This is a genomic window from Arthrobacter sp. JZ12 (assembly GCF_035189165.1).
Classification (GTDB): Bacteria; Actinomycetota; Actinomycetes; order Actinomycetales; family Micrococcaceae; genus Arthrobacter_D.
Map to the genome: position 1 here is coordinate 318,202 of NZ_CP045246.1, position 24,271 is coordinate 342,472.

The 24,271-nt window shown below is 65.5% G+C and carries 28 protein-coding genes and 1 pseudogene; 6 read left to right on the top strand and 23 right to left on the bottom strand.

What is annotated here, in order from left to right; all coding sequences use genetic code 11:
* The first annotated feature begins 15 nt into the window (after positions 1-15).
* Positions 16-567 carry a CGNR zinc finger domain-containing protein gene (locus tag GC088_RS01630; RefSeq protein ID WP_323960179.1) on the top strand — a complete coding sequence of 184 codons (552 nt, stop codon included), beginning with the start codon at positions 16-18 and terminating at the stop codon, positions 565-567.
* Between the two features lie 81 nt (positions 568-648).
* Here the strand turns inward: GC088_RS01630 and thiD are convergent, their stop codons facing one another.
* Both thiD and GC088_RS01640 read right to left on the bottom strand, forming a co-directional pair.
* Entirely contained in the window at positions 649-1,473 is an 825-nt protein-coding gene (thiD, locus tag GC088_RS01635) for a bifunctional hydroxymethylpyrimidine kinase/phosphomethylpyrimidine kinase (RefSeq protein WP_323960180.1), read from the bottom strand.
* Positions 1,474-1,578: 105 nt separating this feature from the next.
* Entirely contained in the window at positions 1,579-2,244 is a 666-nt protein-coding gene (locus GC088_RS01640) for a TetR/AcrR family transcriptional regulator (protein WP_323960181.1), read from the bottom strand.
* Positions 2,245-2,417: 173 nt separating this feature from the next.
* Between GC088_RS01640 and GC088_RS01645 the strand changes: the two genes are divergently transcribed.
* On the top strand, positions 2,418-3,122 hold the full coding sequence (locus GC088_RS01645) for a queuosine precursor transporter (protein ID WP_323960182.1): 705 nt from the start codon (positions 2,418-2,420) through the stop codon (positions 3,120-3,122).
* A gap of 70 nt (positions 3,123-3,192) precedes the next feature.
* On the opposite strand, the gene GC088_RS01650 is transcribed toward GC088_RS01645, so the two are convergent.
* Together GC088_RS01650 and tgt are read right to left on the bottom strand one after the other, a co-directional pair.
* On the bottom strand, positions 3,193-3,735 hold the full coding sequence (locus GC088_RS01650; protein WP_323960184.1) for a putative endonuclease domain-containing protein: 543 nt from the start codon (positions 3,733-3,735) through the stop codon (positions 3,193-3,195).
* Between the two features lie 741 nt (positions 3,736-4,476).
* On the bottom strand, positions 4,477-5,730 hold the full coding sequence (gene tgt / locus GC088_RS01655) for a tRNA guanosine(34) transglycosylase Tgt (protein ID WP_416377485.1): 1,254 nt from the start codon (positions 5,728-5,730) through the stop codon (positions 4,477-4,479).
* A gap of 87 nt (positions 5,731-5,817) precedes the next feature.
* On the opposite strand from tgt, the gene GC088_RS01660 reads away from it, so the two are divergent.
* Complete coding sequence (locus tag GC088_RS01660) at positions 5,818-6,828, top strand: FUSC family protein (RefSeq protein WP_323960186.1); 1,011 nt, start codon at positions 5,818-5,820, stop codon at positions 6,826-6,828.
* Here GC088_RS01660 and GC088_RS01665 read toward each other — a convergent pair.
* The 3 genes from GC088_RS01665 to GC088_RS01675 are packed head-to-tail and all read right to left on the bottom strand — an operon-like array spanning position 6,825 to position 9,102.
* Entirely contained in the window at positions 6,825-7,619 is a 795-nt protein-coding gene (locus GC088_RS01665) for an SRPBCC domain-containing protein (protein WP_323960187.1), read from the bottom strand. The genes GC088_RS01660 and GC088_RS01665 overlap by 4 nt on opposite strands.
* 29 nt (positions 7,620-7,648) lie before the next feature.
* The gene (locus tag GC088_RS01670) at positions 7,649-8,506 is read right to left on the bottom strand and encodes a DUF6707 family protein (RefSeq protein ID WP_323960189.1); all 858 of its coding nucleotides are present in this window, start codon (positions 8,504-8,506) and stop codon (positions 7,649-7,651) included.
* Positions 8,507-8,562: 56 nt separating this feature from the next.
* Positions 8,563-9,102: an NUDIX hydrolase family protein gene (locus tag GC088_RS01675; RefSeq protein ID WP_323960190.1), complete on the bottom strand. Its 540-nt coding sequence runs from the start codon at positions 9,100-9,102 to the stop codon at positions 8,563-8,565.
* Positions 9,103-9,236: 134 nt separating this feature from the next.
* Between GC088_RS01675 and GC088_RS01680 the strand changes: the two genes are divergently transcribed.
* Positions 9,237-9,827, top strand: coding sequence for a YdeI/OmpD-associated family protein (locus tag GC088_RS01680; RefSeq protein ID WP_323960191.1), 591 nt, complete (start codon positions 9,237-9,239; stop codon positions 9,825-9,827).
* Between the two features lie 132 nt (positions 9,828-9,959).
* Here GC088_RS01680 and GC088_RS01685 read toward each other — a convergent pair whose 3' ends face one another.
* Positions 9,960-10,196: a hypothetical protein gene (locus GC088_RS01685; RefSeq protein WP_323960192.1), complete on the bottom strand. Its 237-nt coding sequence runs from the start codon at positions 10,194-10,196 to the stop codon at positions 9,960-9,962.
* Between the two features lie 309 nt (positions 10,197-10,505).
* Positions 10,506-11,312 carry a TspO-related membrane protein gene (locus GC088_RS01690; RefSeq protein WP_323960193.1) on the bottom strand — a complete coding sequence of 269 codons (807 nt, stop codon included), beginning with the start codon at positions 11,310-11,312 and terminating at the stop codon, positions 10,506-10,508.
* Positions 11,313-11,442: 130 nt separating this feature from the next.
* Here GC088_RS01690 and GC088_RS01695 point away from each other — a divergent pair, with 130 nt between their 5' ends.
* Positions 11,443-12,039 carry a DinB family protein gene (locus GC088_RS01695; RefSeq protein ID WP_323960194.1) on the top strand — a complete coding sequence of 199 codons (597 nt, stop codon included), beginning with the start codon at positions 11,443-11,445 and terminating at the stop codon, positions 12,037-12,039.
* 34 nt (positions 12,040-12,073) lie between these two features.
* Here GC088_RS01695 and GC088_RS15435 read toward each other — a convergent pair whose 3' ends face one another.
* The 10 genes and pseudogenes from GC088_RS15435 to GC088_RS01745 all read right to left on the bottom strand — a co-directional run bounded on the left by GC088_RS15435 (position 12,074) and on the right by GC088_RS01745 (position 21,374).
* Positions 12,074-13,114 carry an iron chelate uptake ABC transporter family permease subunit gene (locus GC088_RS15435; protein WP_416377506.1) on the bottom strand — a complete coding sequence of 347 codons (1,041 nt, stop codon included), beginning with the start codon at positions 13,112-13,114 and terminating at the stop codon, positions 12,074-12,076.
* Positions 13,115-13,174: 60 nt separating this feature from the next.
* Positions 13,175-14,283: pseudogene (locus tag GC088_RS15440) on the bottom strand (iron chelate uptake ABC transporter family permease subunit); the annotation flags it as partial.
* Entirely contained in the window at positions 14,174-15,175 is a 1,002-nt protein-coding gene (locus GC088_RS01710; protein WP_323960196.1) for an ABC transporter substrate-binding protein, read from the bottom strand. The gene GC088_RS01710 and the pseudogene GC088_RS15440, both read right to left, overlap by 110 nt.
* Positions 15,176-15,274: 99 nt before the next feature.
* Positions 15,275-16,072: an ABC transporter ATP-binding protein gene (locus GC088_RS01715; RefSeq protein ID WP_323960197.1), complete on the bottom strand. Its 798-nt coding sequence runs from the start codon at positions 16,070-16,072 to the stop codon at positions 15,275-15,277.
* A gap of 135 nt (positions 16,073-16,207) precedes the next feature.
* Positions 16,208-17,071, bottom strand: a complete 864-nt coding sequence (locus tag GC088_RS01720) for a prenyltransferase (RefSeq protein ID WP_323960198.1) — start codon at positions 17,069-17,071, stop codon at positions 16,208-16,210.
* The gene (locus GC088_RS01725) at positions 17,068-17,391 is read right to left on the bottom strand and encodes a lycopene cyclase domain-containing protein (RefSeq protein ID WP_323960199.1); all 324 of its coding nucleotides are present in this window, start codon (positions 17,389-17,391) and stop codon (positions 17,068-17,070) included. Before GC088_RS01725 ends, GC088_RS01720 begins: the two co-directional genes overlap by 4 nt.
* Positions 17,388-17,777, bottom strand: coding sequence for a lycopene cyclase domain-containing protein (locus tag GC088_RS01730; RefSeq protein WP_323960200.1), 390 nt, complete (start codon positions 17,775-17,777; stop codon positions 17,388-17,390). The genes GC088_RS01725 and GC088_RS01730 overlap by 4 nt, the downstream gene beginning before the upstream one ends.
* Positions 17,777-19,384, bottom strand: coding sequence for a phytoene desaturase family protein (gene crtI, locus GC088_RS01735; RefSeq protein ID WP_323960201.1), 1,608 nt, complete (start codon positions 19,382-19,384; stop codon positions 17,777-17,779). Before crtI ends, GC088_RS01730 begins: the two co-directional genes overlap by 1 nt.
* Complete coding sequence (locus GC088_RS01740; protein ID WP_323960202.1) at positions 19,381-20,295, bottom strand: phytoene/squalene synthase family protein; 915 nt, start codon at positions 20,293-20,295, stop codon at positions 19,381-19,383. The genes crtI and GC088_RS01740 overlap by 4 nt, the downstream gene beginning before the upstream one ends.
* Positions 20,292-21,374, bottom strand: a complete 1,083-nt coding sequence (locus tag GC088_RS01745) for a polyprenyl synthetase family protein (RefSeq protein WP_323960203.1) — start codon at positions 21,372-21,374, stop codon at positions 20,292-20,294. Before GC088_RS01745 ends, GC088_RS01740 begins: the two co-directional genes overlap by 4 nt.
* A 20-nt stretch (positions 21,375-21,394) precedes the next feature.
* Here GC088_RS01745 and idi point away from each other — a divergent pair, with 20 nt between their 5' ends.
* Positions 21,395-21,931 (top strand): isopentenyl-diphosphate Delta-isomerase, encoded by a 537-nt coding sequence (gene idi, locus GC088_RS01750; RefSeq protein WP_323960204.1) that lies wholly within the window; start codon positions 21,395-21,397, stop codon positions 21,929-21,931.
* Here idi and GC088_RS01755 read toward each other — a convergent pair.
* The 4 genes from GC088_RS01755 to GC088_RS01770 all read right to left on the bottom strand — a co-directional run bounded on the left by GC088_RS01755 (position 21,928) and on the right by GC088_RS01770 (position 24,112).
* The gene (locus GC088_RS01755) at positions 21,928-22,668 is read right to left on the bottom strand and encodes a cation efflux transmembrane domain-containing protein (protein ID WP_323960205.1); all 741 of its coding nucleotides are present in this window, start codon (positions 22,666-22,668) and stop codon (positions 21,928-21,930) included. The two genes, idi and GC088_RS01755, sit on opposite strands and share 4 nt — an antisense overlap.
* Positions 22,668-23,015: an ArsR/SmtB family transcription factor gene (locus GC088_RS01760; protein WP_323961875.1), complete on the bottom strand. Its 348-nt coding sequence runs from the start codon at positions 23,013-23,015 to the stop codon at positions 22,668-22,670. Before GC088_RS01760 ends, GC088_RS01755 begins: the two co-directional genes overlap by 1 nt.
* A gap of 66 nt (positions 23,016-23,081) precedes the next feature.
* Positions 23,082-23,837: a glycosyltransferase family 2 protein gene (locus tag GC088_RS01765; RefSeq protein WP_323960206.1), complete on the bottom strand. Its 756-nt coding sequence runs from the start codon at positions 23,835-23,837 to the stop codon at positions 23,082-23,084.
* A gap of 44 nt (positions 23,838-23,881) precedes the next feature.
* A complete protein-coding gene (locus tag GC088_RS01770) occupies positions 23,882-24,112 on the bottom strand; it encodes a hypothetical protein (RefSeq protein WP_323960207.1) in 231 nt (76 codons plus the stop codon).
* Positions 24,113-24,271: the final 159 nt, after the last annotated feature.

Below are 24,271 nucleotides of genomic sequence, written 5' to 3' on the forward strand. Positions count from 1 at the left end.
CCGACAGGAGTCCTCATGCTTTTTGCCAATGACACGGAGGAGGCGCTCCGGGGAGTCGTCGCGCTGGTGAACACCGAAATTGACGAGCAGCTTCCTGACATCGAGGCGCTTGACGCTTTTGTCCGGGAATGGAACTGGACCGGAAACGTTCAGCTCGATGAAGCCGAACTGGAGGCCGTTCGCGCCCTTCGCCCTCGGCTGCGGGCGCTTTGGGACCGCAACGAGGATGACGTCGTTGAGGTGGTGAACGCCCTGCTGCGCGAGTTCCACGCGCTCCCGCAGTTGGTGCGCCACGACCACTGGGACTACCACATCCACGCGATCCCCCGAGAAGCGCCCCTGTCGGCGCGCATGGCGGTCGAGGCCGCGATGGCTTTCGTGGACCTTGTTCGCAGCAAAGAACTGGGCCGCCTGGGGAGATGCGCAGCGGAAGACTGCCAAAACGTCCTCATCGACCTGTCCAAGAACCGGTCCAGGCGTTTCTGCGAGTCGGGTTGCGGCAACCGTGCCGCCGTCGCCGCCTACCGTGCACGGCTTGCCGACCGGACGGAGCCGCGGAACGAATAACCCTCTGTGCCCAGCCCGCGGCAATCGTGCCCGCGCTGTCTAGCCTGCTGTAGCCAGCCCGCGGTAGTTAGCCCGCGGAAGTTAGCCCGCGGAGGCGGCGCCCAACGCGCCGCCCTGCCAGACGGCGTCGAACGGGGCATTTGAGGACACCCTGTTTCGGATGCCCTCGGTCACGAACGCCTTGGCGGTGCGGGCAGCTTCCAGGGGAGTGGCTCCCTTGGCGAGCTCGGCCGCAACGGCCGCGGCGAGCGTGCATCCCGCGCCGCTGACTGCAACGTCGCCCACCTTGGGCTCGCTCAGAACCTCGAGAGTCTCGCCGTCGTAGAACACGTCCACCGCGTCGTCGCCTTCCAGCCGCACTCCACCCTTTGCAAGTACGACGGCGCCGCTCACCTCATGAATGCGTCGTGCCGCTTCCTTCAGGTCCTCCACAGACTGGATCTCGATCCCCGAGAGGGACTCCGCCTCGAAGTGGTTAGGGGTAACGAAAGTGGCAAGCGGGAGGATGTTCGCCTTGAGGGCCTGGTCTGTGTCCAGCGCGGCGCCCGGCTCCTGGCCCTTGCAGATCAAAACCGGATCGAGCACCACGTTGTTCCACTCCTGGGACTTCAGCGCACCCGCGACAGTGTCGATGGTCTGCGGTGTGCCGAGCATGCCGATCTTGACGGTGCCGATCTCGTAGCAGGACTGGATTGCCTCAAGCTGGTCTGCGATGACCTGCGCATCAACGGGGACAAAGCGGTGGTTCCAGCTGTCCTTCGGGTCGAACGAGACGATGCACGTGAGCGCTGCGATGCCGTAGGTGTCCAGCTCCTGGAAGGTCTTCAGGTCCACCTGTGCCCCGGCGCCACCGGTCGCTTCGGAGCCGGCGATGGTCAGGGTGATTGCTGGTGCGTTCGTAGCCATTGGTCAAGTGTGCCCGACGCCGCGCGGCTTCCGCCAACGCAGGTTAGCTACCGGGCGTCAGTCACATGAAATCCAACTCCGCCACTCCTGCAAAGGCAAGAACGGTCAGCGCTTGGCGTTCTTGATGAGCTGGACCACGTCATCGACGATTTTCCGGACCACGGGCAGGCGCGAGAGGATCACGAGTTTGGCGATGAGCGGTGCCGCATTGTCGATGAGGCGCCGCGTGCGCTGTTGGCCGGGCGACTTGTCGTAAACCCAGAAGAGGGTGACACCCATGTAGACCAGCCAGAGGAGTTCCGGAAGGTCCGCCCGGATAGCCATGGGAGGCTGGGGCCGAGCGGTAGTTACGGCGTGGTTGAAGAGCGCGATGGACTTCGCGCGCGCCACTGCCGAGTCCCTGCTGAAGGGGTTCGCATCGGAGGCGGGCTGGATGGCCACGCTGATGAAGTTGGAACCGAACTCATGGTACGGAGCCATAACGTCAATGCCGCAGTGCAGGATGGCCCGCAGGTGTTCCCCGAGATTCTGGCCCTCCCGTAGCAGCGGCAGGGAAGCGCTTCGGTGTTCGTCCTGCAGGGAGAGGTAGAGTTCCTGGACCAGATCGTCCTTTGAACTGAAGTAGTAGTACGCGTTGCCCGTTGAGACTCCAGCCGCTGACGCAATGGCGCGCATGGTTGTTTTGTCGTATCCCTGCTCGCGGAAAAGCCGAAGGGCGGTTTCGACGAGCAAGGCCCGGGTTGCCTCGCTCTTCGCGGTGTGGACGGTCAATGGGGCCCTTTCCTGAACATGTTCAAGAAAGCATACAGTGCGAATGTGAACACGTTCAAAAGGGGCCCCGCCAAGCTCATGGAACAATCATTGGGTCTGGGGGCAGCCGGACAACAGTGCTAATACAGCGGGCTCCATTGAGCTGCGCGAACCACTTCAATGAATGAGAACCAATGACCCAGTTGCAGAACCATGCCCAGGCCCGTTACGCGAGTACGGGGAGTGCCCACTTCTCGATCATGCTGGCGGTGCTGGCCGTCGTCGTAATCCTGTCCAACATCGGTGCGTCCAAGGGCGTGGTGATCGGACCGGTCATCGGAGATTTCAGCATCATCACCGACGGCGGGTTCTTCCTCTTCCCCTTGGCGTACATTCTGGGCGATGTGATCAGCGAGGTGTACGGATTCCGTGCCGCGCGTCTGGGAATTCTTGTGACCTTCCTGCTGTCGGCGTTCGCGTCGCTGGCTTATGCCGTGATCATCGCGCTGCCCGGTTTCAATGACGACTTTGGCCTGGCCAAGCAGGAAGCGCTGGAGTTGGCGCTGGGGCCGGTTCCGCTGATTGTCCTCGCTTCGCTGCTGGGGTTCCTGGTGGGGCAGACTCTGAACTCATGGGTTCTGGTGCGTATGAAGGAGCGTTTCGGGGAGCGTAGCGTCGTGGCGAGGCTTCTCGCATCGACCGGCGTGGGCGAGTTCGCCGACACGTTGATCTTCTGCGCCATTGCCGCGTCCGTCATCGGCATCTCGGACTTCCCGACGTTCCTCAACTACCTCTTCTTCGGCTTCGTGTACAAGACCCTGGTGGAAGTGCTCCTCCTGCCGGTGACGACGGCGGCGATCCGCTGGGTGAAGCGCCGCGAGCCGAGCTACGCCGCCTGACCCGCGCGGCCACTCCTCTAAAAGCGCCGTTGCTGAGCAGGATCGTGGGGAAACCCCCACGTTCCTGCTACTAAGCGGCGCTTCTGGTACGGTCCCACCACGCTCTCAGGATGCGTCCGCGGGTTGAATCCTTGAAGAGGTCGGCCCACTCCAGCCTGATGAAAACCCAGCCCTCTTCCATAAGGGCCTTTTCACGCCGGCGTTCCTGGAAGAGGGCGTCGGATGTCGGAACATAATCGAAGTACTTGGTCTTCCCGTCGAATTCGAGGGCAAGCTTCTGCTCCTTCCACGCGAAGTCGATCCTGTGCTCGCCCAACCTGGTCTGCACAACTAGTTGCTGTTGAGGCTGGGGGATTGGCATTTCGGAGAGGATGTGAGCAGTGAGGGTTTCGCCAGGGGATTCGGACAGAGGGCTGGCATGGTCTATAGCCGAGCGTGCAATATGAACGCCCTTGTAGCCCCTTTGGCGCGCCAGTATTTCCTGTAGCTCGGTCGGTTGGGCGCCGAGCCGGAGTGCATGGTCGGCCACAATCAGCCCTTGCCGGTAGGTCAACAAACGGGCGCAGTCCACGACCGTGCGGGCTAGGGATGTGACGCGGAGCCCGTCAACCATGTCTAGATCTGAAGGGAGCAAGGGCGCCTTATGTCGGGCCACGTCCTGGCTATGTTCGCGTGATGACCCTGAGGCAGATTGCGTGATGTGTATTTTGGCATCGACATTCCACAGACTCAGGCCGTGAACTCTAGCGGCCGAAGTGTGGCTATACGCACTTGCAGCCTGGGATCGGCTGGCATGGGCGTGCGCTAGGAGTTTGCACCGTGCCTTGTCCGCATCGTTCAGAGAATGCCAGTACTTCGCCGCTACATAGCCATTGACTTGGAGACGGACAAGAACTTTTCGTCTGATGAGTTCTGAGACAGCCCGGCGGCTAAGCCCCATCTCCTCCAACTCGGAGGTGCGCCAGCAGCGCTCCGACGAATTTAGCCACAGGTACGTGTTTGTCATGCCATCAACCTTGGATGGATAGGCACGTTTCCGGGACAGCCGTCCTCGCTATGTGGAGAAGTGCCGCTACGTGTCCCGTGCGGGGCAAAAACGCCGGTCATCTGCAGGGTCGTGGGGATGTCCCCACGACCCTGCCCCAAAACGGCGCTTTTGAGGGTGCGGCGCCTCGAGCACCGACCGGGATGCCGAGGACGCGTGTGGCGCTGCGAACCAGCGAATCCGTTGGAGAGCCGCCGCTGAAGCTGCGTCGATGCCGCCTCGTCTGCAGTTTGCAACGGATCCGCGGGTTTGGCGCTAGGGCCGAGGAGAGTGGGGTGTGACGCCGCGCGCTCGGCGGCGCCCCGAGAGCTACCGCGACGCCGCGTAGTAACGCCCCAGGACCTCGGCCTTGAGGTCGAAGTACGTCCCGTCCTCGATGGCGGCGCGGGCGTCGTCGACCATCCGGATCACGAACCGCTCGTTGTGGATCGAGATGAGCGTCGCCGACACCATCTCCTTAGCCTTGAACAGATGGTGGATGTACGCCCGGGTGTAGTGCGTGCAGGTGTAGCAGTCGCAGCCCTCCATCAGCGGCGTGAAGTCGCGCTTGAAGCGGGCGTTCGAGAGGTTCCACCGACCGTCGGGCGTGTAGAACGCCGAGTTCCGGGCAACGCGGGTGGGGGAGACGCAGTCAAAGGTGTCAGCCCCGTTCTCGATGCCCGTGAACAGATCGTCCGGCTCCGAGATGCCGAGCAGGTGGCGCGGCTTGTCCTCGGGAAGTTCTTCGGCGCACCAGCCGAGGATGGTCCCCAGGTTCTCCTTCTCCAGCGCACCTCCAACGCCGAAGCCGTCGAAGTTCATCAACCCGAGATCGCGCGATGCCTTCCGCCGCAGGTCCTCGTACTGCGCGCCCTGGATGACCCCGAACAGCGCCTGGTACGGCTTGTCAGCCCGCTCGATGGTCAACCGCTCGTGCTCCACGATGCACCGTTCCGCCCACAGCCGGGTGCGCTCCAGCGACTCCTCCTGGTACCCGCGCGAGTTCATCAGCGTGGTGAGCTCGTCAAACGCAAACATGATGTCGGCGCCGAGCTGATGCTGCACCTGCATCGAGATCTCTGGGGTGAACCGATGCCGGTCACCGTTGAGGTGCGAGACGAACCACACGCCGTCGTCGTCAATGTGCGCCAGGCGCTCCTTGCCGACGGCCACCCGGTCGTCATCGCCGGCGTGCTCGGCGGCTGCCGCGGAGTCCATGGTGATGACCTTCTTGAAGCCGGAGCCGAGGCTCATCACCTGGAAGCCACCTGAGTCCGTGAACGTGGGTCCGTTCCAGTTCATGAACTTCCCGAGCCCGCCGGCTTCGTCGAGCACGTCCGCGCCGGGCTGCAGGTAAAGGTGGTAGGCGTTCGCCAGGAGCGCCTGTGCGCCTGCCTCCTTCATCGACTCCGGAAGCACCGCCTTGACGGTGGCCTTGGTTCCGACGGCGATAAACGCCGGCGTCTGGATTCTCCCGTGCGGAGTGGTGATGGTTCCCGTCCGGCCATGCAGCCCGGCGCCTGCGGCTGTGGTCTCGCTGAGGCGCTTCCCGACGGAGAACGAAAAATCTGATTGTGGCACCAACCCATCTTCTCAGCATTCGGTGAGATCCCCGGACGCTACTGTGGAATGCGGCATTACGGCCACGGCGGATACGGGAAAGGTGGACGCGTGAACGCTCTGACAGGATTCTTCCGTGTCGGGCCCGCGCAGAACGACCACCTTCCAGCCCTACGCATGGCCCTCGGAGTGGCCGTTCCGCTGGTGACGCTCCTGCTCATTGACCGGATCGATCTGGCCGTTTTCGCTGTCTTCGGGGCATTCACCGGCATCCATGGTCGCGGCGACTCGCACGGCATACGCCTCCAGCACCAGGTTGCGGCGGGCTGCGTCCTTCTCGCGGCGATCGCTGCCGGGTTGCTGGTCAACCGGTACGACGCCGGCCCGTGGGGTGTGGTGGCCGGTTCAGTTGTCATGGGGGCGCTGACTTCGTATGCCGCGGACCGGCTGATGCTGCGGCCGCCGGGTGCCTTCTTCCACGTCTTCGCGTTCGCCGGAACGGCGTCCATTCCGAGTACCGCACCGGTGGCTGAGGCGCTCCTTGCGGCCCTGGTGAGCGTGTTGCTGTCGATCGCGATCGGTGCCGCCGGCTGGCTGAACCCGCGCTGGCGCTCGCCCTGGCCGGGACGGCGCCGCCTGGTTCCGCCGTCGGGGCAGGTCATGGCCGGCAACGCGGGCCGGTACGCGATCGCCGCCGGCGCAAGTGGCGCTATCGCCACCTCGTTGAACCTCGGCCACAACTACTGGGCCATCCTGTCGGCAATCGTTCCGCTTGCGGCCGCTACCCGGATGGGCCGGCTGCACCGGGCCGGGCACCGGCTCCTGGGGACGATCGGCGGCGTCGGAATCACCGCCGTCCTGCTTGTCCCCGACCTGGCCCCCTGGCAGCTGGTCCTGGTGCTGATCGTCCTGCAGTTCGCGACGGAGATGTTCGTGATCCGGCACTACGCGCTCGCGATGCTGTTCATCACTCCACTCGCGCTGCTCATGAGCGAACTCGCCGCGCCGGCCGCTGACACCGGGATGCTCCTTCTCGACCGGCTCGTGGAAACCCTGATCGGCGTCGTCGTGGGCGTGGCGGTGTCGCTTCTGGTTGGGGACCCGCGCAGGTCGCGGGCCTAGCCCGCGTCGGCGTCCAAGGCCACCAACGGATCGGACGAAGGATAGTGCTGCTGCCGGAACGCGTCCCACGCGGAGAAGGCTTCGCGGCGGGCATTCGCTCCCAGTCCGTAGGTGGAGACAATGGCCATGCTCGACGACGGCTGGTCGGCGAGGATGACCAGCCCTTCGCCGTGGTCGGCATACTGCGAGACCGTCAGGCCCAACTGCTTCTCGCTCCGGAACCACACCGATCCGGTCAGCTCGTGTCCGTTCGGCAGGCTGAGGGAATAGGAATCGCCCGGCTGCTGCAGCTGTTCCGCGTTCAGCTTTTCGATGATGGTCTCGCCCGCATTGGGCGCTGAGAAGAAGGCGGTGCGCCGCGTGCCGGAGGGGTGCCGCTCAAGGGCGAAGCGCAGCTGCTGGAGGAACGTGACCCAGCCCTCCGTCACGTCGGTGTCGGAATCGGCGCGTTCAATGGTGACCACCGTTCCATCCGTTACCGGCTGGATCCGGAAGGTGTCACCGCCGTCGACCGTCAGGGAGGTGTGATCGGCACCTTCCTTTACTGAGGCGGCGAAGTAGATGGAGTGGATCTCGTCGCCCAGGCCCTCGGCCTCCCAACCGTGCCACTGGGCAACCAGCCGTGGTTCACGAAGCATGGTCCAGACCTGCCGGGCGTCCGCGTTGACGTGGACACTCAACGGATCGGCCGCATTCGCTGGATCGGGGGGCGGAGACTGGGCGGGGTGCTTGAGGGTGCTGGACTGTGTGAGACTGCTGGACTGCGTGAGGGAATCTGCCGAGTCGCTCATGCGCGACACTTTACTCCCGCGGAACCGGCCTAACCAGAGGTGGAAAGGCGGACGCCGAGGGCCCGGATGGCGAGGAGTTCGTGCCCGATCCGCCGGTCCAGGGCCTCCGGGCTGAGGGTCTCAGAACCGCCGTGTGCGCGCAGGTACAGCAGGACGCTCAACCGCAGTCCGCGCCAGTCCTTCTCGACGGCGGGATCATCAGATGCGCGGGCGATCTCCCGGTCGTACAGGTTCGGTTCATTGAGCTGGCGTTGCCGGACAGCGGCGGCGAGCTTGGCCTTCAGCGGGTCCGTCTCGGCGTCGTCGGCTGTTCGCAGCGCAGCTGAATAGGCCGCCGCGCGGGAAGGATCGCTCTCGCTGGTCAAGTGGGCCGCCAGTGCAAGGCACGCCTCGATCAGGTTCCAGCGCCCAAAGTTCCCGTCGAAGGGCTGGTCGGTCAGCAGGTCGCAGACCCGCAGTGCGCTGGCCGGGTCAGAGAGATCGACGTACAGGGTAAGCGCGAGGTCGCGTATGTCCTGCAGGTTGCTGCCCGATTTGAAATTGACGCCCCGCGTCAGCCGCTCGGCCAGTTCCTGAACGCGTGGACTCTCCGGATGGATGGCAGCGACGTGCGCGACCAGTGCTTCCGGCGATCCTTCATCGGCGGTGATGAGCGGCATCTCCTCGGCCGGCTCAACCTGCACGGTGGATCCAGTGGCTATCCTGAGCGTTTCACCCGACTCCAGCGTCACGACAACCACCGCGGGAACGCCGAAATCATCGTGTTCGACGGCGGTGTCCACCACTTCGGCGGTGCGCTCGCCACCCGGAAGGAGCAGCCGGCGACCCGCGCTGAGCGCCTCGGCGGCGAGCGGTTGTACGCGAGCGTCTACGTCGCTGTCGATCATCGAAGAATTCCTACCTCACTGCGGCCAAGTTCCGGCCCATAAGCAACGGTATCGCTTCAGCGGCCCCAGCCCGCGTAGGCGAGGGCCTGGCGGAGCAGACTGTCGCGTCCGCCGGAGAACTCGGAGCTCACCGTCGGGCTGAGGGCCTCTTCCGGGGTCAACCAGGTGAGCTCGAGCGCGTCTTGGCGAGGGTTGCATTCTCCGGTGACGGGAATGAGGTAGGCCAGTGCGACGGCGTGCTGCCGGTCGTCAGTGAGGCCGGTTTCGGAGGGGGAAGGGAAGTACTCGGCCACAGTGAAGGGGACCGGGCATGGCGGCAGCTGCGGAAGCGCGAACGGCCCGAGATCCTTTTCGAGGTGGCGCAGGAGCGCGGCACGGATTGTTTCCCGGTACATCACCCGGCCGGAGACGAACGAGCGGACCATCTCCCCCTGCTCGTTGCCCTGCAGCAGCAACCCCACCTCGGTGACGTAGCCCAGCGAATCGCAGCGGACCGGAATCGCCTCCACGTACACCATCGGGAGCCGTCGCCGGGCCTCGTACAAATCGTCCTCGTTGAGCCAGCCGGGGTTCGGGTCTGGTGTGCGCACGTTCATACCTTCTGTTTTATAGCAGAACGGGCGAGGTTCGGACCTGACTCGCGGTGCTTCAGCCATTGGCCGAACTCGTGAGAAGCGGCTCGCTCCACCTCGCAGGCCGGAACGGGAGAGGGCAGCAGTATCCTCAAGCCATGGCTGCTGACCTGCCCGAACTCCTGCTGCCCGGTGCATCGCAATGGCGGACGTGGCTTGAGGAGAACCACTCCGGTTCTCCGGGAGTCTGGCTTGTCCTCCACAAAAAGGGCGGCACGGTCACCACACTGACCTACGCCCAGGCCCTCGATGAAGCGCTGTGCTTCGGCTGGATCGACGGTCAGACCCGCAAGCGCGACGCCGAGAGCAGCTTCCAGCGTTTCACGCCCCGTGGACCGCGCAGCATCTGGTCATTGCGCAACGTCGGGCACATTGCGCGTTTGGAGGAGGAGGGGAAGATGCACGACGCCGGACGGGCCGCCGTCGAGCTGGCGAAGGCTGACGGGCGGTGGGAGCGTGCCTATGCCGGGCCGGCCACCGCCGTCGTGCCGGATGATCTGGCCGCAGCGATTGCGGCGAATCCGGACGCCCAGGCGATGTTCGATGTCCTGACCTCCCAGAACCGGTACGCGCTGCTCTTCCGGCTGAGCCAGCTCAAGACGGAGGTGGGCCGGAAAAAACGGATCGAGTCCTTCGTCGATATGCTGGCCCGGCACGAAACTCCCTACCCGCAAAAGCGGAAGCCCTGATTCTCAGGCCGAGGCTGCCGGCTCGGAGAGCCAACCTTGCGGCTGCTCAATCTCGACGATCAGAGGGGCCGGTAGGACACCAGCTATGAGGAGCTCGCGCGCATGCCAAAGCCCCTCATAGCGGTCACGGGGTCAGCCGCGGTCCGTGTAGCGGCCTTCGCGCTGGTTCTGCGGCACCCGGCCGAGCGAGACGTACCGGCCGCGGACGGCCTGGGCAGTGACGGTCCCGCTCTGTTCGGTCCTGACGTAGCTGCCGGCGGTCGAGGGGCGCTGTGAGCGGGTGGTGACATAGGTGCCGCCGGCAACATCAGCAGGGGAAGGGGTTGGGTGCAGACTGGATCCGTTGGGACGTGATGCGAGAAGCGTCATATTTATCTCCTTGTTCATGCGTTCTCAGATGGGTTTTGGACAGCGCAAGCCCGCGCAGAGGTGGCCTCGGGATGCGTTGTTACGGCGACACTGCCGGAGGTGCGGCGACACTGCCGGAGGAGGCGTTGAGAGCCCTTCGGGACTGCACGCAGAGATCATCGAAGGTCGCGCTCGCTGACAGGATGGCGAAGCCGGAGTCATCGGACTGTATGAAGCAGTTTGGGGAGCCCCGGTGCTATGCCTCAACCCTAATTTCTTATTCTGAGTGATTCAAAATAACGAGCCGGTTTGTGGCGGATCTAACGGTGTTTACGGCGTCGCTGACTGATGCGTCACCGCCGGGCGGGACAAGCGTCGCACTCTCACCGCCGCCGTCGTCAGAACTACGACGGCGGCTGCAGCGCCTGCTGCGACAGCCGCCGTCGTCGATTCCGGCGCGCCCGCGGTGCGGCCAACAACAATCCATGCCAGGCCCCAGGCGATAGCAGCCGCGACCGCCAGCCTGCCGTTTCCGTGTAGCGCGAGCAGGCTGCCGACTACGGCGACCACTGCGAGGACGGCCACGGCCCAGAACCCGGCAGGCAGGCCGAAACCGGTGAACCCGGCGGCAACGAGGGCCGCGGTGATGTTTGCGCAGACTGCCACGCATACCCAGCCGAGGTAGAGGCCGAGCTTGCCGTCCGTGATCACGGCGTCGATTCGGGAGGAGGACTTCAGCGACGTGTATCGGAGGAAAAGCACGGCCAGCACTGCCAGCAACACCGCGATCACCGGGACGCTCCAGACGAGTAGATCCGCCTGAATGGACAGGATCCAGGCCGCGTTGAGAAGCATCGACGCGGCCACCCACCAGCCGAGACGTCGCTGCCGGTGTGATGATTTCTGGGAGGGGAGCCATTGGAAGACGGTGTACGCGCCCAGGCCCGCGTAGATGATGCTCCAGATGCCGAAGGCAGGACCGGCCGGCGCCAACAGGGTGGCGTCAGAACTGAGTGCCCCACCAGCTGCTTCGGTTATGGGTGTGCCGCCGGCAGCGCCGGATCCGATTGCCGAGCCGATGATGCAGAGCAGAAAGGACAGGGTCACCCCGGACTGTCGGATGCGGTCTGCATTCATAAGTGCTCCTCCCCTTGGATATCTCCACGATAGACACATCAAAGAGCCTAGGTAAACCTGATGTGGAAGGGGTTGCCGCGGAAGGAGCACCGGAGAATAGTGGGTGGGGTCCGTATGCGAGGAGGCGCTAATGCCCGAATCAATCCAGCCCAACTCAGTTCAGCCCATCAATGTCCAGCCCATCGACACCGAGCCGCCCCTCGCCGGGCCGGAACCGGCGATGCTGCTCGGCTTCCTTGAGCGGCAGCGGGCGACCTTCGCGTGGAAGACAGCAGGACTGGACGAGGCAGGCCTGCGGGCGCGGCTGGCGCCGTCGTCTATGAGCATCGGCGGCATGTTGAAGCACCTCGCGCGCTTCGAGGACGACATGTCCACCGAGTGGCTGGACGGCCAGGCGCAACTGCCGCCCTGGAACGAGGTGGACTGGGACGCGGACCGGGATTGGGACTGGCGCACTGCGGATGAGGATCAGCCGGATCAGCTGTACCACCAGTGGCAGCACGCTGTTGTGCGTGCCCGCGGGCGGTTCGCCGAGGCGCTGCTGGAGGGCGGACTGGACCGGCAGGGCACGGCTCCCGGGCCGGAGGTCGAATTGCCGAGCCTGCGCTACATCCTGCTGAACATGATTGAGGAGTACGCACGCCACAACGGCCACGCCGATCTCATCCGCGAGTCGATCGACGGCCTGGTGGGCCAGGATCCGCCCGGGCAGGATCCGCCCGGCTAAAGGCAGGGGGTAGCCCTGCCAAGGGGCATGAGGATCAGCGGCTGAGCCGACTACGGAACAGCAGCCACACGAAGTACGGGGCCCCGAGCAGCGCAGTCAGCAGACCGGCCGGCAGCTGGGCCGGAGCGATCGCGGTCCGTCCGATGAGGTCACCGGCGCAGACCAGCAGGGCCCCGAGCAGAATGGATGCTGGGATGGCCAACCGGTGCCGCGAGCCGACGAGCGCCCGTGCGGCATGCGGCGCCACCAGGCCAACGAACCCGACCACACCGATCCCGGCCACGGCCGAACCCGTCAACAGGACCGCGCACACCAGCAGGATCAGCCGGGACCGCGGTACCGCTATGCCGAGCAGGCGCGGGGTGTCTTCGTCGAGCGAGAGCAGATCCTGAGTTCGGTGAAACGACCAGATCACCGGCACGGTCAGCAGCAGCGCCACCGTCATGGGGATTAGGTGCTCCATGGAGCGACCGTAGGTGGACCCCGACAGCCAGGTCAGCGCCTTCACCTCGTTCCACGGGTCGGTCAGGACGATGAGCAGGGTGATTGCCGCCATGGCCGCGGCGGAGACGCCGATTCCCACCAGGACAAACCGGTCAGTCTGCAGACCGCCCCGAAGAGCCAGGCCGAAAACGACGGCGGCAGTAACCGCCGCGCCGATTCCCGCCGCTCCTGCGGTCATCCAGAACCCGGCCAGCGGGACGAAGGTGATGACAACAATCGCGCCGATTCCCGCACCTCCGGACACCCCGATGATCGATGGTTCGGCGAGCGGGTTGCGGCTCACGGCCTGGATCGCGGTTCCGGCCAGCGCCAGCGACGCCCCTGCCAGCAGGGCCGCACCCACCCGCGGGAATCGGGCGTCCAGGACGCTGGAGACCACGGGGCCTGCCTGCCCGGAGAGCCAGTTCGCCACGTCGCCGAGGAGCAGCTTGGTGTCGCCAAGGAGGATTCCTGCGATGGCCGCACCGACCAGCAGCACGGCCAGCACGCCGACAACAACGACGCCGGTGCCCGCCCGCACTGCGCGCAGCGAGGCGGACCGTGCCTCGCGGGTGGGACCGGAGGTGCGCATGCGGTGGGCCAAAATCACCAGGAAGATCGCGCCGAAGATTGTGGTGACCACGCCGGTGGGAACCTCGACGGCTGACTGCGCACCAACCATGGCTCGCAGCAGTACGTCGGCGCCGAGGACCAGGAAAATGCCCATCAGGGCTGAAGTGAGAATGAGGGCAACGTGCCGGTGCAGGCCCGGGATCTTCGCGGCCGCGAGCCGCACGATGGCCGGGGCTGCGAGCCCCACAAAACCGATCGGTCCGGAGATGGTGACGGCAGCAGCGGAGAGCAGCACGGCAAGCACCAGTGCCAACAACTGGGTCTGGCGAACGTTGATGCCGAGCATGCGAGCCTGGTCGTCACCCAGGGTCAGCAGGTCGAGCGAGCGGGACTTCACCAGCAGTACGGCCAGGACTAGACCGATCAGCGGGGCCAGCAGCACGATCTTGTCCATGCCGCTCTGGCCGAGCGACCCGGCGCCCCAGGCGAAGAGGCCGCGCGTTTCCTGCGAGAAAAGAATGAGAAGGGTCTGGGTAAGCGCGTTGAAGGCGAGCGCGATCGCCGATCCGGCCAGCACCAGGCGGACGCTTCCCGACTGTCCGGTACCTGACAGGGCAAGCACAATGGCCGCGGCCGCGATGCCCCGAGGAAGGAGACCCCCACCGCGCCGAGCAGTGGAACCTGCAGTCCGACCGCTGCGACGGCCACAATGGCCAGGTGCGCGCCGGCGTTGACGGCAAGGGTGTCCGGGGAGGCCAGCGCGTTCCTCGAGACGGACTGCATCATGGCACCGGCCACGCCGAGCGCGACGCCGACCAGCACGCCGGCTACCAGGCGCGGCACCCGGCTCGCGCCGACAATGGCGGCGGTCTCGGCGTCGTCGTTGCCCAACAGCAGGCCAAGAATGTCCGTGGCGTTGACCGTGGAGGTGCCCTGCGTGACGTGCACTAGGGCAAGGATTGCGGTTGCGGCGGCCAGCAGTAGGTCAAAGACCGCAAGCCGGACACCCGGCCTCGCGTCAGCTGCCTGGTTTGCGGCGGAGCGGGCGCGAGGCAGGGTGTCCGGCGTCGTCATCGGTCTACTTCGTGGGTTCAGCAGCGGTAGCGGCTTCAACAGCCGCATCCACAATCTGCTCCATGGAGGTCGGTCCACCGAACATCCAGATGGAGTCCGGGAAGCGGTGCACATTGCCGGCCTCGACGAAGGGCAGCGACTTCCAGATGTCGTTGTCCTTCAGCTCGTCCTGGTAGGCGTCTCCGAAGGAGTCGTTGGTGAGGTACCAGAAGAGGGTGTCCTCGGGCAGGGCGGTGAGGCCTTCGACGTCGGTCTGGGCAAGGCCGTACACCGGATCACCCTCAAGCTCCCAAGCGTTCTCGAATCCCAGCCCGGTGAGTACGTCCGAGACCAGCGAACCCTCGGCGAAGGGGCGGACGGACACGCTGCCGGCGTCCACGTAGGCGTCGGAGAAGGCTACCGGGGTCCCGGCGAGACCGGCCTCCTCGATCGCGGCGCGTCCCTCTTCGAGCTTGGACTCGAAGTTCTCCCTGAGCTCGGCGGCCTTGTCCTCGGTGCCGGTGACCTTGGCGATCAGGTCGAGGTTCTCGAACATTTGCCCGATGTTGTCGGAGGAGTCCCCGCCCGGAACCACGATCACGGGGACCGTCTTCTCGATCTGCTCGATTGCGCCTTCGACGAGCTGGTCGGTTACCAGTACAACGTCCGGTTCGAGGGAGACCAGCGTGTCGATGCTCGGTTCACCGCGGACACCGATGTCGGTGACCGTCTCATCGAGCGGTGCCGAGCTGACCCAGGTGTTGTACCCCTCGATGTCTGCTGCACCTACGGGCATGACGCCCAGCGACACCACGTTCTCGACGACGTTCCACTCGGTGCCGGCAACGCGCTCCGCCGGCCCGTCGAGCACCACTTCCTTGCCCCGTCCATCGGTGACGGTGATGGACTCACCGGACGCGGCGGTGGTTTCCTCGCTGCTGCCGATGGCTTCTTCGGTGGTTCCGCAGGCGGACAACGCGAGCATGGAGACCGCCGCCAGGGCAGCAAGAATCTTGGACTGTTTCATGGGTTTCTTTTCTGTGGTGCGGCGCGGACGGCGCCGGAGGGGAACGAACAAAGGGACGGGAAAGCGAAGGACGGGAAAGCGAAGGGCGGGGAACGAAGGTCAGGAAGCCTGCAGTACCGGCTCGGATGCATGGCCGACGGCGTTGTGCCGCCCGATGGCGCGGGTGTGGACTGTTCCTCCGGTGACGGTGACATCCACACGGACGCCGTATGCGGACGACAGGTTCTCTGCGGTCATCACGTCGACGGGCGTGCCCTGGGCGCGGATGGCACCGCTTTCGAGGAGCACCACGTGGTCGGCTATCGCCGCCGCCTGGTCCAGATCGTGGAGGACGACGCCGACTGTCACCCCGTGGTGGGCTGCCAGGTCCCGCACAACGTCGAGGATCTCCACCTGGTAGCGCAGGTCCAGATAGGTGGTGGGCTCGTCGAGCAACAGGATTCCGGTGTCCTGTGCAAGGCAGCTCGCCAGCCATACCCGCTGCAGTTGCCCGCCCGAAAGCGCTGACACCGGGCGGTCGGACAGCTCGGCAGTGCGGGTCAGTTCCATGGCGTGGGCCACGATGGCGGCTCCACGTGCGTCGTTGCCGCTCCACCGGCTTCGGTGGGGGTGGCGTCCGAACTCGACGACCTCGCGGACCGTGATGCCCGCCGGTACCGGGCGGCTCTGGGCCAGGAGCGTAATCCTGCGGGCGAACTGCTTCGGCGAGAGGGCGGTGAGATCTTCACCGTCGCTCGTCGTGACGCTCCCCGCATCGGCTTGGTGCAGCCGTGCGATGGTGCGCAGAAGCGTGGACTTCCCACTTCCATTGGGCCCGATCAGGGCGGTGACCGTGCCCGGACGGAGAGCGAATGACACGTCATGCACGGTGCGCTGCCGGCCGTAGGAGATGCTCATCCCTGAAACATCAAGGCCATCCGACGCGGTTCCGGTCGTGGGGGCTGTAAGAGTCACTCGACTAAGGTAAGGCGATCCTTAGTGCGTTGACAAACATTACGTCAGAGAAGCGTTTCCTAATTGCTACATCCCCCGTCAGCGGACGGTGGCGTACCAGATGAGCAACATCGTGACGAAGAATCCGGTCACGTAGTTCAGCCACAGGAAGCGTTCCCAACCGCGGTGGGCGAGTTCGGCGTCGTCGTCGGTAACGGAAGCGAACGGAAGGATATTCACCACGTACGGCAGGGCCAGCAGGGAAGCCAGCGGACCCGGCCAGGGGGTGAGAAGCATCAGCCCGCCGCCGAAAAGATAGGCGGCAATCGCAAACCGCACCGTGCTGCGGGCACCGGTGACCGTGGCTACCGACGCAATGCCTCCGGCCCGGTCCGCTCCGACGTCCTGCACGGCACCGAATGCCTGGCTCGCTACACCCCAGAGGAAGAACGAACCCAGTAGCGCCCAGAGCCCGGGCGTGAATTCCGCCTGCGCCAGCACCAGCCCGTACACCGCCGGACTCACGAAGTGCGTGCTGGAGGTGACGGAATCCAGGAACGGCCGTTCCTTGAAGCGAAGCCCCGGAGCGCTGTAGGCCACCACCGCGAAGACGCTGATCGCGAGCACAAACCAGGACAGCGGCCCGCCCAGCAGGATCAGCGCGGCCAGAAAGGGGACGTTCGTGGCAACAGCCGCACGAAGGGTGGTGCGGTGCATCGTGCGGTCGAGCACAGCGCCCTCGACGCCACCCTTGCGCGGGTTGTGCAGGTCGGATTCGTAGTCGAAGACATCGTTGATCCCGTACATCGCCAGGTTGTAGGGGATCAGGAAGTACACCGTGCCAATCACCCAGGCCAGATCGATCCCGCCCGACGCCAGCAGATACGAGGCGGCGAAAGGAAAAGCGGTGTTCACCCAGGACAGCGGGCGGCTCGAGATGAGGAGCGTCCTCAGCACCCTCATGGCCGGCGCTTTCGCGTGCGCTCGCCGAGCAGGATCCAGAGGGCGGGAAGCAGCAGGACCGCCGCCACCGGATACGCGAAGTCCTCCAGTGGAGCGAGCCCCACCGACAGACCCGAGATCAGCTCGGGCGCATACGTGAAGAGGCCCGCTGCAATCATCAGGTTGTCGAACACCGCGGTCAGTACCAGCACGACGACGGCGGCGGCCCCCGCAGCGGCCAGCGCTACCGCGCGCCGTCGTTCCTTCAATGCAAAGGCCGCGGCTCCGCCGACGGCGAGCGCCGGCAGCAGGAACACCGCGTTCAGGGCCCAGTACGTCATGACCGCCCCTCCAGGTTGTTTTCCGTCGCGTCGGAGTGGTGCTGGTTGTGTTCCGTCGCGGAGCGCCGCCGCTGTACGTCCTCAACAACCCGCCGGGCCATCAGGAACAGGTTCATCACGAGGTAGCAAAGGAAGGTCAGGAACACCACTTCCTCGAGCGGGAGTTCCGGCGCGAGCGTAATTCCAAGCATCAGGTCCGTCTGGCCGCGGTAAAAGACGCCGAGCCCAATGCCCGCCAGGTCCCAGGCAAGGAAGAACAGCACACCGGTGACCAGCACGGCAGCCGCCCGGCCGGCGTCGTGCCAGAAAAACAGCCGCAGCCGCGCATCCAGCAGCACCATGCAGCCAAGGGAAGCCAGCAGGAAGATCAGGTAGGCCGCACCCATCAGGATTCAAGGCTCTCGGAGATCCTGCCGGGGTGCAGCGGCACCGGCAGGGGGCCCGTGCTGACGTCGCGTCGCAGCCGCTTAACGATCAGTTCGGCGCTGATCAGGCACATCGGGATCCCGATTCCAGGGATGGTGGAACCGCCCGCGTAGTAGAGGCCCTGCACCTTGCGGCTGGCATTGCCGGCGCGGAAGAATGCGCTCTGGCGCAGCGTATGTGCCGGGCCCAGCGAGGTGCCGTTCCAGGAGTGGTAGTCGCGCTCGAAGTCGGCCGGGCCGTAGCTGCGGCGGAAGACGATGCGGTCGGCCAGGTCATCAACGCCCGTCCACTCGCTGATCTGGCGTACGACGGCGTCGGCCAGCTGCTCCAGCCGCTCACCTCCGCTGCCGCCCAGGCCGGGGTCTGCAGGGATGGGGACCAGGACGAACACGTTCTCGTGGCCGGCCGGCGCCACGGAGGGGTCGGTGGCGCTCGGCTTGCAGATGTACAGCGACGCGGGATCGGGGACGGAAGTGCTCGGCCCGAAGATCGCCTTGAAGTTCTCCTCCCACTCCCGAGTGAAAAGGAGCGTGTGGTGCCTCAGCTCCGGCAGGGAGCCGCGGACGCCCAAATAGAGCAGCAGCGCGCTGGGTCCGGCAGTACTCCGCGACCAGTACCGCTGCGGGTAGGTCTGGAGGTGGCGCGGCAGCAGTCGGGTTTCCGTGTGGTGGAGATCGGCGGCGGAAACAACGACGTCGGCTGCGATGTCCTGCTCGGTTCCGTCGGCGTCGCGGTAGCGCACGCCGCGTACGGCAGCCGGGCGCCACCGCGACACAGTACGGGCCGTTTTGATCTCGAGAACTTCAGCGCCGGTGGTGACGGTGACGCCCGCGTTCCGGGCCAGGGTTTCGATTGCCTCGACCAGGCGGGTGAATCCGCCCATCGGGTAGAGCACGCCGTCGTCGAGGTCCAGGTGGCTCATGAGGTGGTACATGCTCGGTGCGGTGAACGGGGAGGTCCCGAGGAACACCGCCGGATACTCCAGGACCTGCTGCAGCCGAGGGTCGGAGACGTACCGGCGGGCGTAACTGTGCAGGGGTTCGAGCAACAGTCGGGCCAGGCGGGGGAGGCGGCTCAGGATATCCGGGCGCAGCAGCGGCCCGAAGGATTCGAACGTGGAGTACAGGAACCGCCGGGTGGCCATGGTGTAGGTCTCGGCGGCGGAGTCGAGGTAACACTCCAGCTTTGCGCCCGCGCCCGGTTCAATGCGCTCGAAGAGTTCCACGACCTTGCGCCGCTCCGCCGGCACGTCCACAGGTTCCGGGAAGCCCTCGGACAGGACGCGGTAGCCCGGGTCCAGCTTCACCAGGTCCAGTTGTTCATCGGCTGAGGTTCCGAGCAGCCGAAAGAAGTGGTCGATCACCTCGGGCATCAGGTACCAGGAGGGGCCGGCGTCGAACCGGAATCCGTCAGCGCTCCACGAGTGGGCGCGCCCGCCCACCGTGTCCTGCTTCTCCAGCACGGTGACCTGGTGGCCCTCGGCTGCCAGCAGCGCCGCCGTGGCGAGACCGCTGATGCCGCCGCCAATGACGACGACGGCGCGGCCGGGTGGCGTGGGAACCCTCACCGTGCCTCCGCTCCGGTTTCACGGTCCTCGGCCGCGGACATACCGCGCTTGCCCGCCAGGACCGCGAGGGCAATGCGCATCTTCACCGTGTTGGGGACGCTGATCCGGGTGGTCATCAACTCCGCGGCGGGAGTATCTCTAATACGGTCAGCCAGTTCCGCGAACAGCTCCTGCGCGAGGGCAACGGCGCGGCGGCTGGACGGCGGCAACCCGCGCAGCACGCGGCGCGACTCGTCCAGGTCATGATCGATGTCCTTCAGCAACAGCAGCTTGTGCTCCTCGTCGAAATTGGCGGGAGAGACGTCCGGAAAGTAGCTTCGGCCAAGGGATTCGAAGTCTTCGGCAAGATCGCGCAGGAAGTTGACCTTCTGGAAAGCGGCACCGAGGTGGCGGGCGCCGCGTTCCAGCCGGGCGCGCTCGTCCGGAGTCACGTCCCGACCGTGCAAGAAGCACTTGAGACACATGAGTCCCACCACTTCGGCCGAGCCGTAGACGTATTCCTCGAAAGACTCCGGCGTGTGTTCCACGCGGTCCAGGTCGGCGCGCATCGACGCGAAGAAGGGTTGGGTCAGTTCGGTGCCGATCCCGGTCCGCCGTGCAGTGTCAGCGAAGGCGTGAACAACCAGGTTGGCGCTGTAGCCGATTGCAAGTGCACGCTCGGTCTCACGTTCGAACTCATCGAGCTGCCGGCGCGTTTCTTCGGCGTCCAGTCCCGCAGCGGAGGAAACACCGTCTACGATCTCGTCGGCGACCCGCACCAGGGCGTACACCGACTCAACCTGCCGGCGCACGCTGGCCTCGAACAGTCGGGACGCGAGCCCGAACGACGTGGAGTACGCATGCAGCACCACGGCTGAGGACTTCATGGCGGCGTCGGTGTAGTCGGCCAGAGCGTCCCGGTCGCGGTTCATACGCGGACCCGTTCGGTCACGACGTCGGACAGAGGAGTCAGTCCGTCACGCAGCTCCTGCGGAACGAAAGCGCTCGTCAGCTGCTGCAGTGCCTGCTCAGTGAACTCCGCGGCCAGCTGCATGGCGCGGTCGCGGGCGCCGGACTCGATGAGAAGCGTGCGCGCTTCGGCTGCACCCGCCGCGTTGAGGTCGGGATTGGCCAGGAGTTCGGCGATGCGCGTCCATTGCGGCTGCGTGGCCGCGTGGGAAATGAGTGCGGTCCGCTTTCCTTCCCGCAGGTCCCCCCAGCCGATCTTGCCCGTCCGGGTTTCGTCGCCGAAGACTCCGATAAGGTCATCGGCGATCTGGTAGGCGATGCCGATGCAGCGCCCGAAGGCTCCCAGCGCGTCGACCAGCCTGGTGTCCGCCCCGGCGAGGACGGCGCCGGCCTGGAGCGGCGCCTCAAAGGAGTACACGGCGGTCTTGAGGCGGGCCATGTCCAGCACTTCGTCAACCGATTGCGGTGTGGGATCAAGGGGTGCCAGTACGTCGAGCAGCTCGCCGCCTGCGGAGGCGAAGACCGCTTCATCCAGCAGGTCACCGAGCTTCTGCCGGGTGGAAAGGTCGACGTCGATCTCGCCCATCAGCCGGTACGAGTGGGAGAGGGCCAGGTCGCCGGCGATGACGCCCACGGACAGGCCGGTGTGTTCCGCCCGATCCGCGGCGCCTTTGTCGGCGGCCAGCTTCCGGTATGCGCCGGACACATTGGGCACTCCGCGACGGGTGAAGTCGCGGTCCACCACGTCGTCGTGCACGATCAGTGCGGTGTGCAGGAGTTCGAACGCGGCAGCCACGGTGGCCGCCGTCGTCGTATCCGTCCCGCCCAGGAGGCCGTAGATGGTCATTACCAGCCGCGGCCGGAAGCGCTTCCCGCCCACCGTGCACGCCTCAAGGTGTTCCCACATGGCAAGGTAGTCGGGGTGCATCGCTTCCGCGCGCGACTTGGAGCGGGCAAAGAAGGATGTCAGGACAAGGTCCACGGGCCGGCTGTCGATTGAGCCAACCAGTGTGGTCTCCTTGTCCATATCTAAAGTAAACATGCGCAATCCTTTGGAGGGAAATGAACCGCACTGGGGAGTTCGTTGTGCTCGCCGATCCGGATGGCACTCCCATCGGAACGCAGGACAAGGCAACGGTTCACACCACCTCCACGCCGCTTCACCTGGCCTTTTCCACACACGTGTTCGACGGCGACGGGCGGATCCTGGTCACCCGTCGGGCGCTGACCAAACTCACCTGGCCGGGCGTGTGGACGAACTCCTTCTGTGGGCATCCCGGACCGGGCGAGGCAACCGAGGACGCCGTGGTGCGCCGGGCCGAGCGTGAGCTGGGACTTCAGCTGACGGGGATTGAACTCCGGCTGCCGGATTTCAGGTACCGCGCGGTGGACGCCTCCGGCGTCGTCGAGAACGAAATCTGCCCCGTCTACACCGCCGTCGCCGCATCGCCGGTGGTACCGCGGGATGACGAGGTCATGGAGTGGCAGTGGGCCGATCCGGAGCAGCTCACCGCGGCTGTCGCCGCCACGCCCTGGGCGTTCAGTCCGTGGCTGACGCTCCAGCTGCCGCTCCTGTACCCGGCACGGTTCCCGGGCTAGCCGCTTTTAGGGAACTGCTCTTTGCAGCAGGAGCAGCTGCTGTCCGCCGCCGCGCGGACTGCGTCGTCGGCACGGGACACACCGTCGCCGGCATGGATGTTCGGTGCGCAGCAGCTGTCGCCGCGCCAGGCGTCAAATCCTTCCTTGACTGCAACGGCGGCAATCACAAGGGCCGCGATCGGGTCCGCCCAGGCCCAGCCCAGGGTCGCATTCAGGAGCAGCCCGATGAGAAGCACGCCGGAGAGATAGGTGCACAACAGGGTTTGCTTGGAATCGGCCACCGCCGAACGGGAACCGAGCTCGCGGCCGGCCCGCCGCTGCGCCCAGGACAGGAAAGGCATGACGAGCAGACTGACCGCGGCCAGCACAATCCCGACTATAGATGTTTGCGCTTCGCTACCACCGAGCAGCGCCCGCACCGCGTCAACTGCAACGAACGCGGCCAGCGCGAAGAACGAGAAGGCGATGAACCGAAGCGCCGTCTTCTCCCTGGCCTCCGGATCTTGACCCGCGAACTGCCAGGCGACGGAGACAGCAGAGGAGACTTCGATAAGCGAATCGAGCCCAAATCCGATCAGGGCGCTTGAAGAGGCAAGTGTGCCGGCCGAGAGGGCGACCACCGCTTCGATGATGTTGTAGGTGATCGTCGCAGCCACGAAGAATCGGATCCTGCGAGACAGAACGGCGCGTCGGGTAGCAGGAAGCGGGGCGGACAGGTTCACGCTTGAGGTTGCCATCAGCAGCATCCGTCCCCGGAACTGGCACGGCAGCAGGCCGGATCGACCGCCAAAACAACGCTGAGCAAATCACTCAGCGCATGCCCCAACTGGGCATCGGCGAGCTCATAGCGGGCTCGCCGTCCTTCCGGCACAGACACCACCAGACCGCAGCCCCGAAGACACGCCAGATGATTCGACAGGCTCTGCCTGCTGACGCCGATCTTCTCCGCTAGATCGCTCGGATAAGCGGGTGCTTCGGTCAAAGCCAGCAGAATTCGTGCGCGGGTCGGGTCGGACAACGCATAGCCGAACCGCGACAGGACCTCCGAGGAAGTCGCAGGCACTGTGTCGATGGTGGTTCCCATGAAGTCGATAGTACATCTTTCGATGTATTCACCCAATGATGAATCTTCCGCGCTGCGCAGCGAGACTTAACAACTACGACGACGGCGGCCCTCGCGGATCTCGCTGAGCGTCCAGCGCCAGCGCTCCCACGGCGGTGTGCCGCGCCAGTGCAGCGCCAGGGTGTGTACTGCGCGCGTGAAGCGGAGCCACCCCTTCCGCCCGCCCGCGAGAGCGCGCGCCGAAATCCCCACCTCCAGTGACCAGTCGAGCACCGTCCGCTGGGTGGGCCTAAGCGCGAAACCGAGGTCGACGTCGTCGTGCACGTCCGGATCCAGTCGGTGCACGCGCTCCCGGGCCGACAGCCAGTCCGTGCGCCGGAAGGCGCAATTGGAGCCGAAGGGCGGCCAGTGCCCCATCGCCAGGCCCATCAAGAGAAAATAGCCCATCATGTAGGCCACGGCGGCGAGGCGTGCACGCAACGGTGTGGTGTCGTAAAAGGCGCCCGGGCCCGTCAGGACTGCGAGTTCCGGTTCAGCGGCGAAACGATCAACGATTCTCTCGAGCCAGTCGGCCGGTGCGAGGGTGTCCGCGTCACAGCGCGCGATGAGGTCGCCGAGCGCCGCGTCATATCCCGTTGAGGCCGCGGCGGCGATGCCGGGTGTCGGTTCGGGGATTACGCGGGCGCCGAAGCGGGCGGCGACCTCCGCGCTGTTATCGGAGGAGTTGTTGTCCACCACGATGATCTCAAGCGGGGCAAGCGTCTGCGCAGCGAGGGTTTCGAGGCAGCGGGCGAGGGGGCCGGCGTCGTCCTTGCAGGGGATCACCACTGAGACGGACGGCATGCCCCGATCCTAACGGTGGATGGTCCCCCCAGGCTCCTAAGGTACTAGGCGAAGATCGCCCGCGCAGCGTCTGGGTGCAGCACGAACTGCGGGCTTCCATTTTCGTCTGCCGTTCCGGAGGAGACGTAGTAGCCGTGTCCCATCGCGGGGCCTTCAGCGGCCCGATCCAGTGCCCTCAATGACTCTTCCGACAGGATCGCGTCAGGACCGGCGGACCGGATCTCCTCGGCTTCTTCGGCAGTTAGCTTGGCGGCCAGACCGGCAAAATCCTTCACGATGACTCCTAGGTGCACGCAGTTCGGGTGCGGATAGGGACGATTCTAGGCCTTGATGCGGCGGCCGGACCGCGGGAGGTGTAGAAAAACGCAAGGTCCAAGGAGGACACTAAGGGGTTATCAGAGAGGTCGATGCAAACCGTCACCTCCCTTCTGGTC

Coding starts and splice junctions, on each gene's coding strand:
- GC088_RS01695 (WP_323960194.1), top strand. CDS start 11,443: ATGCCCGAATCAATCCAGCCCAACTCAGTTCAGCCCATCAATGTCCAG.
- GC088_RS01765 (WP_323960206.1), bottom strand. CDS start 23,837: ATGCCGTCCGTCTCAGTGGTGATCCCCTGCAAGGACGACGCCGGCCCC.
- GC088_RS01725 (WP_323960199.1), bottom strand. CDS start 17,391: ATGACGTACTGGGCCCTGAACGCGGTGTTCCTGCTGCCGGCGCTCGCC.
- GC088_RS01710 (WP_323960196.1), bottom strand. CDS start 15,175: ATGAAACAGTCCAAGATTCTTGCTGCCCTGGCGGCGGTCTCCATGCTC.
- GC088_RS01680 (WP_323960191.1), top strand. CDS start 9,237: ATGGCTGCTGACCTGCCCGAACTCCTGCTGCCCGGTGCATCGCAATGG.
- GC088_RS01630 (WP_323960179.1), top strand. CDS start 16: ATGCTTTTTGCCAATGACACGGAGGAGGCGCTCCGGGGAGTCGTCGCG.
- GC088_RS01665 (WP_323960187.1), bottom strand. CDS start 7,619: ATGAGCGACTCGGCAGATTCCCTCACGCAGTCCAGCAGTCTCACACAG.
- idi (WP_323960204.1), top strand. CDS start 21,395: ATGAACCGCACTGGGGAGTTCGTTGTGCTCGCCGATCCGGATGGCACT.
- GC088_RS01745 (WP_323960203.1), bottom strand. CDS start 21,374: ATGTTTACTTTAGATATGGACAAGGAGACCACACTGGTTGGCTCAATC.
- GC088_RS01670 (WP_323960189.1), bottom strand. CDS start 8,506: ATGATCGACAGCGACGTAGACGCTCGCGTACAACCGCTCGCCGCCGAG.
- GC088_RS01685 (WP_323960192.1), bottom strand. CDS start 10,196: ATGACGCTTCTCGCATCACGTCCCAACGGATCCAGTCTGCACCCAACC.
- GC088_RS01740 (WP_323960202.1), bottom strand. CDS start 20,295: ATGAACCGCGACCGGGACGCTCTGGCCGACTACACCGACGCCGCCATG.
- GC088_RS01715 (WP_323960197.1), bottom strand. CDS start 16,072: ATGAGCATCTCCTACGGCCGGCAGCGCACCGTGCATGACGTGTCATTC.
- GC088_RS01755 (WP_323960205.1), bottom strand. CDS start 22,668: ATGGCAACCTCAAGCGTGAACCTGTCCGCCCCGCTTCCTGCTACCCGA.
- thiD (WP_323960180.1), bottom strand. CDS start 1,473: ATGGCTACGAACGCACCAGCAATCACCCTGACCATCGCCGGCTCCGAA.
- GC088_RS01690 (WP_323960193.1), bottom strand. CDS start 11,312: ATGAATGCAGACCGCATCCGACAGTCCGGGGTGACCCTGTCCTTTCTG.
- GC088_RS01645 (WP_323960182.1), top strand. CDS start 2,418: ATGACCCAGTTGCAGAACCATGCCCAGGCCCGTTACGCGAGTACGGGG.
- GC088_RS01760 (WP_323961875.1), bottom strand. CDS start 23,015: ATGGGAACCACCATCGACACAGTGCCTGCGACTTCCTCGGAGGTCCTG.
- GC088_RS01730 (WP_323960200.1), bottom strand. CDS start 17,777: ATGGGTGCGGCCTACCTGATCTTCCTGCTGGCTTCCCTTGGCTGCATG.
- GC088_RS15435 (WP_416377506.1), bottom strand. CDS start 13,114: ATGCGCACCTCCGGTCCCACCCGCGAGGCACGGTCCGCCTCGCTGCGC.
- GC088_RS01650 (WP_323960184.1), bottom strand. CDS start 3,735: ATGGTTGACGGGCTCCGCGTCACATCCCTAGCCCGCACGGTCGTGGAC.
- GC088_RS01720 (WP_323960198.1), bottom strand. CDS start 17,071: ATGAGGGTGCTGAGGACGCTCCTCATCTCGAGCCGCCCGCTGTCCTGG.
- GC088_RS01675 (WP_323960190.1), bottom strand. CDS start 9,102: ATGAACGTGCGCACACCAGACCCGAACCCCGGCTGGCTCAACGAGGAC.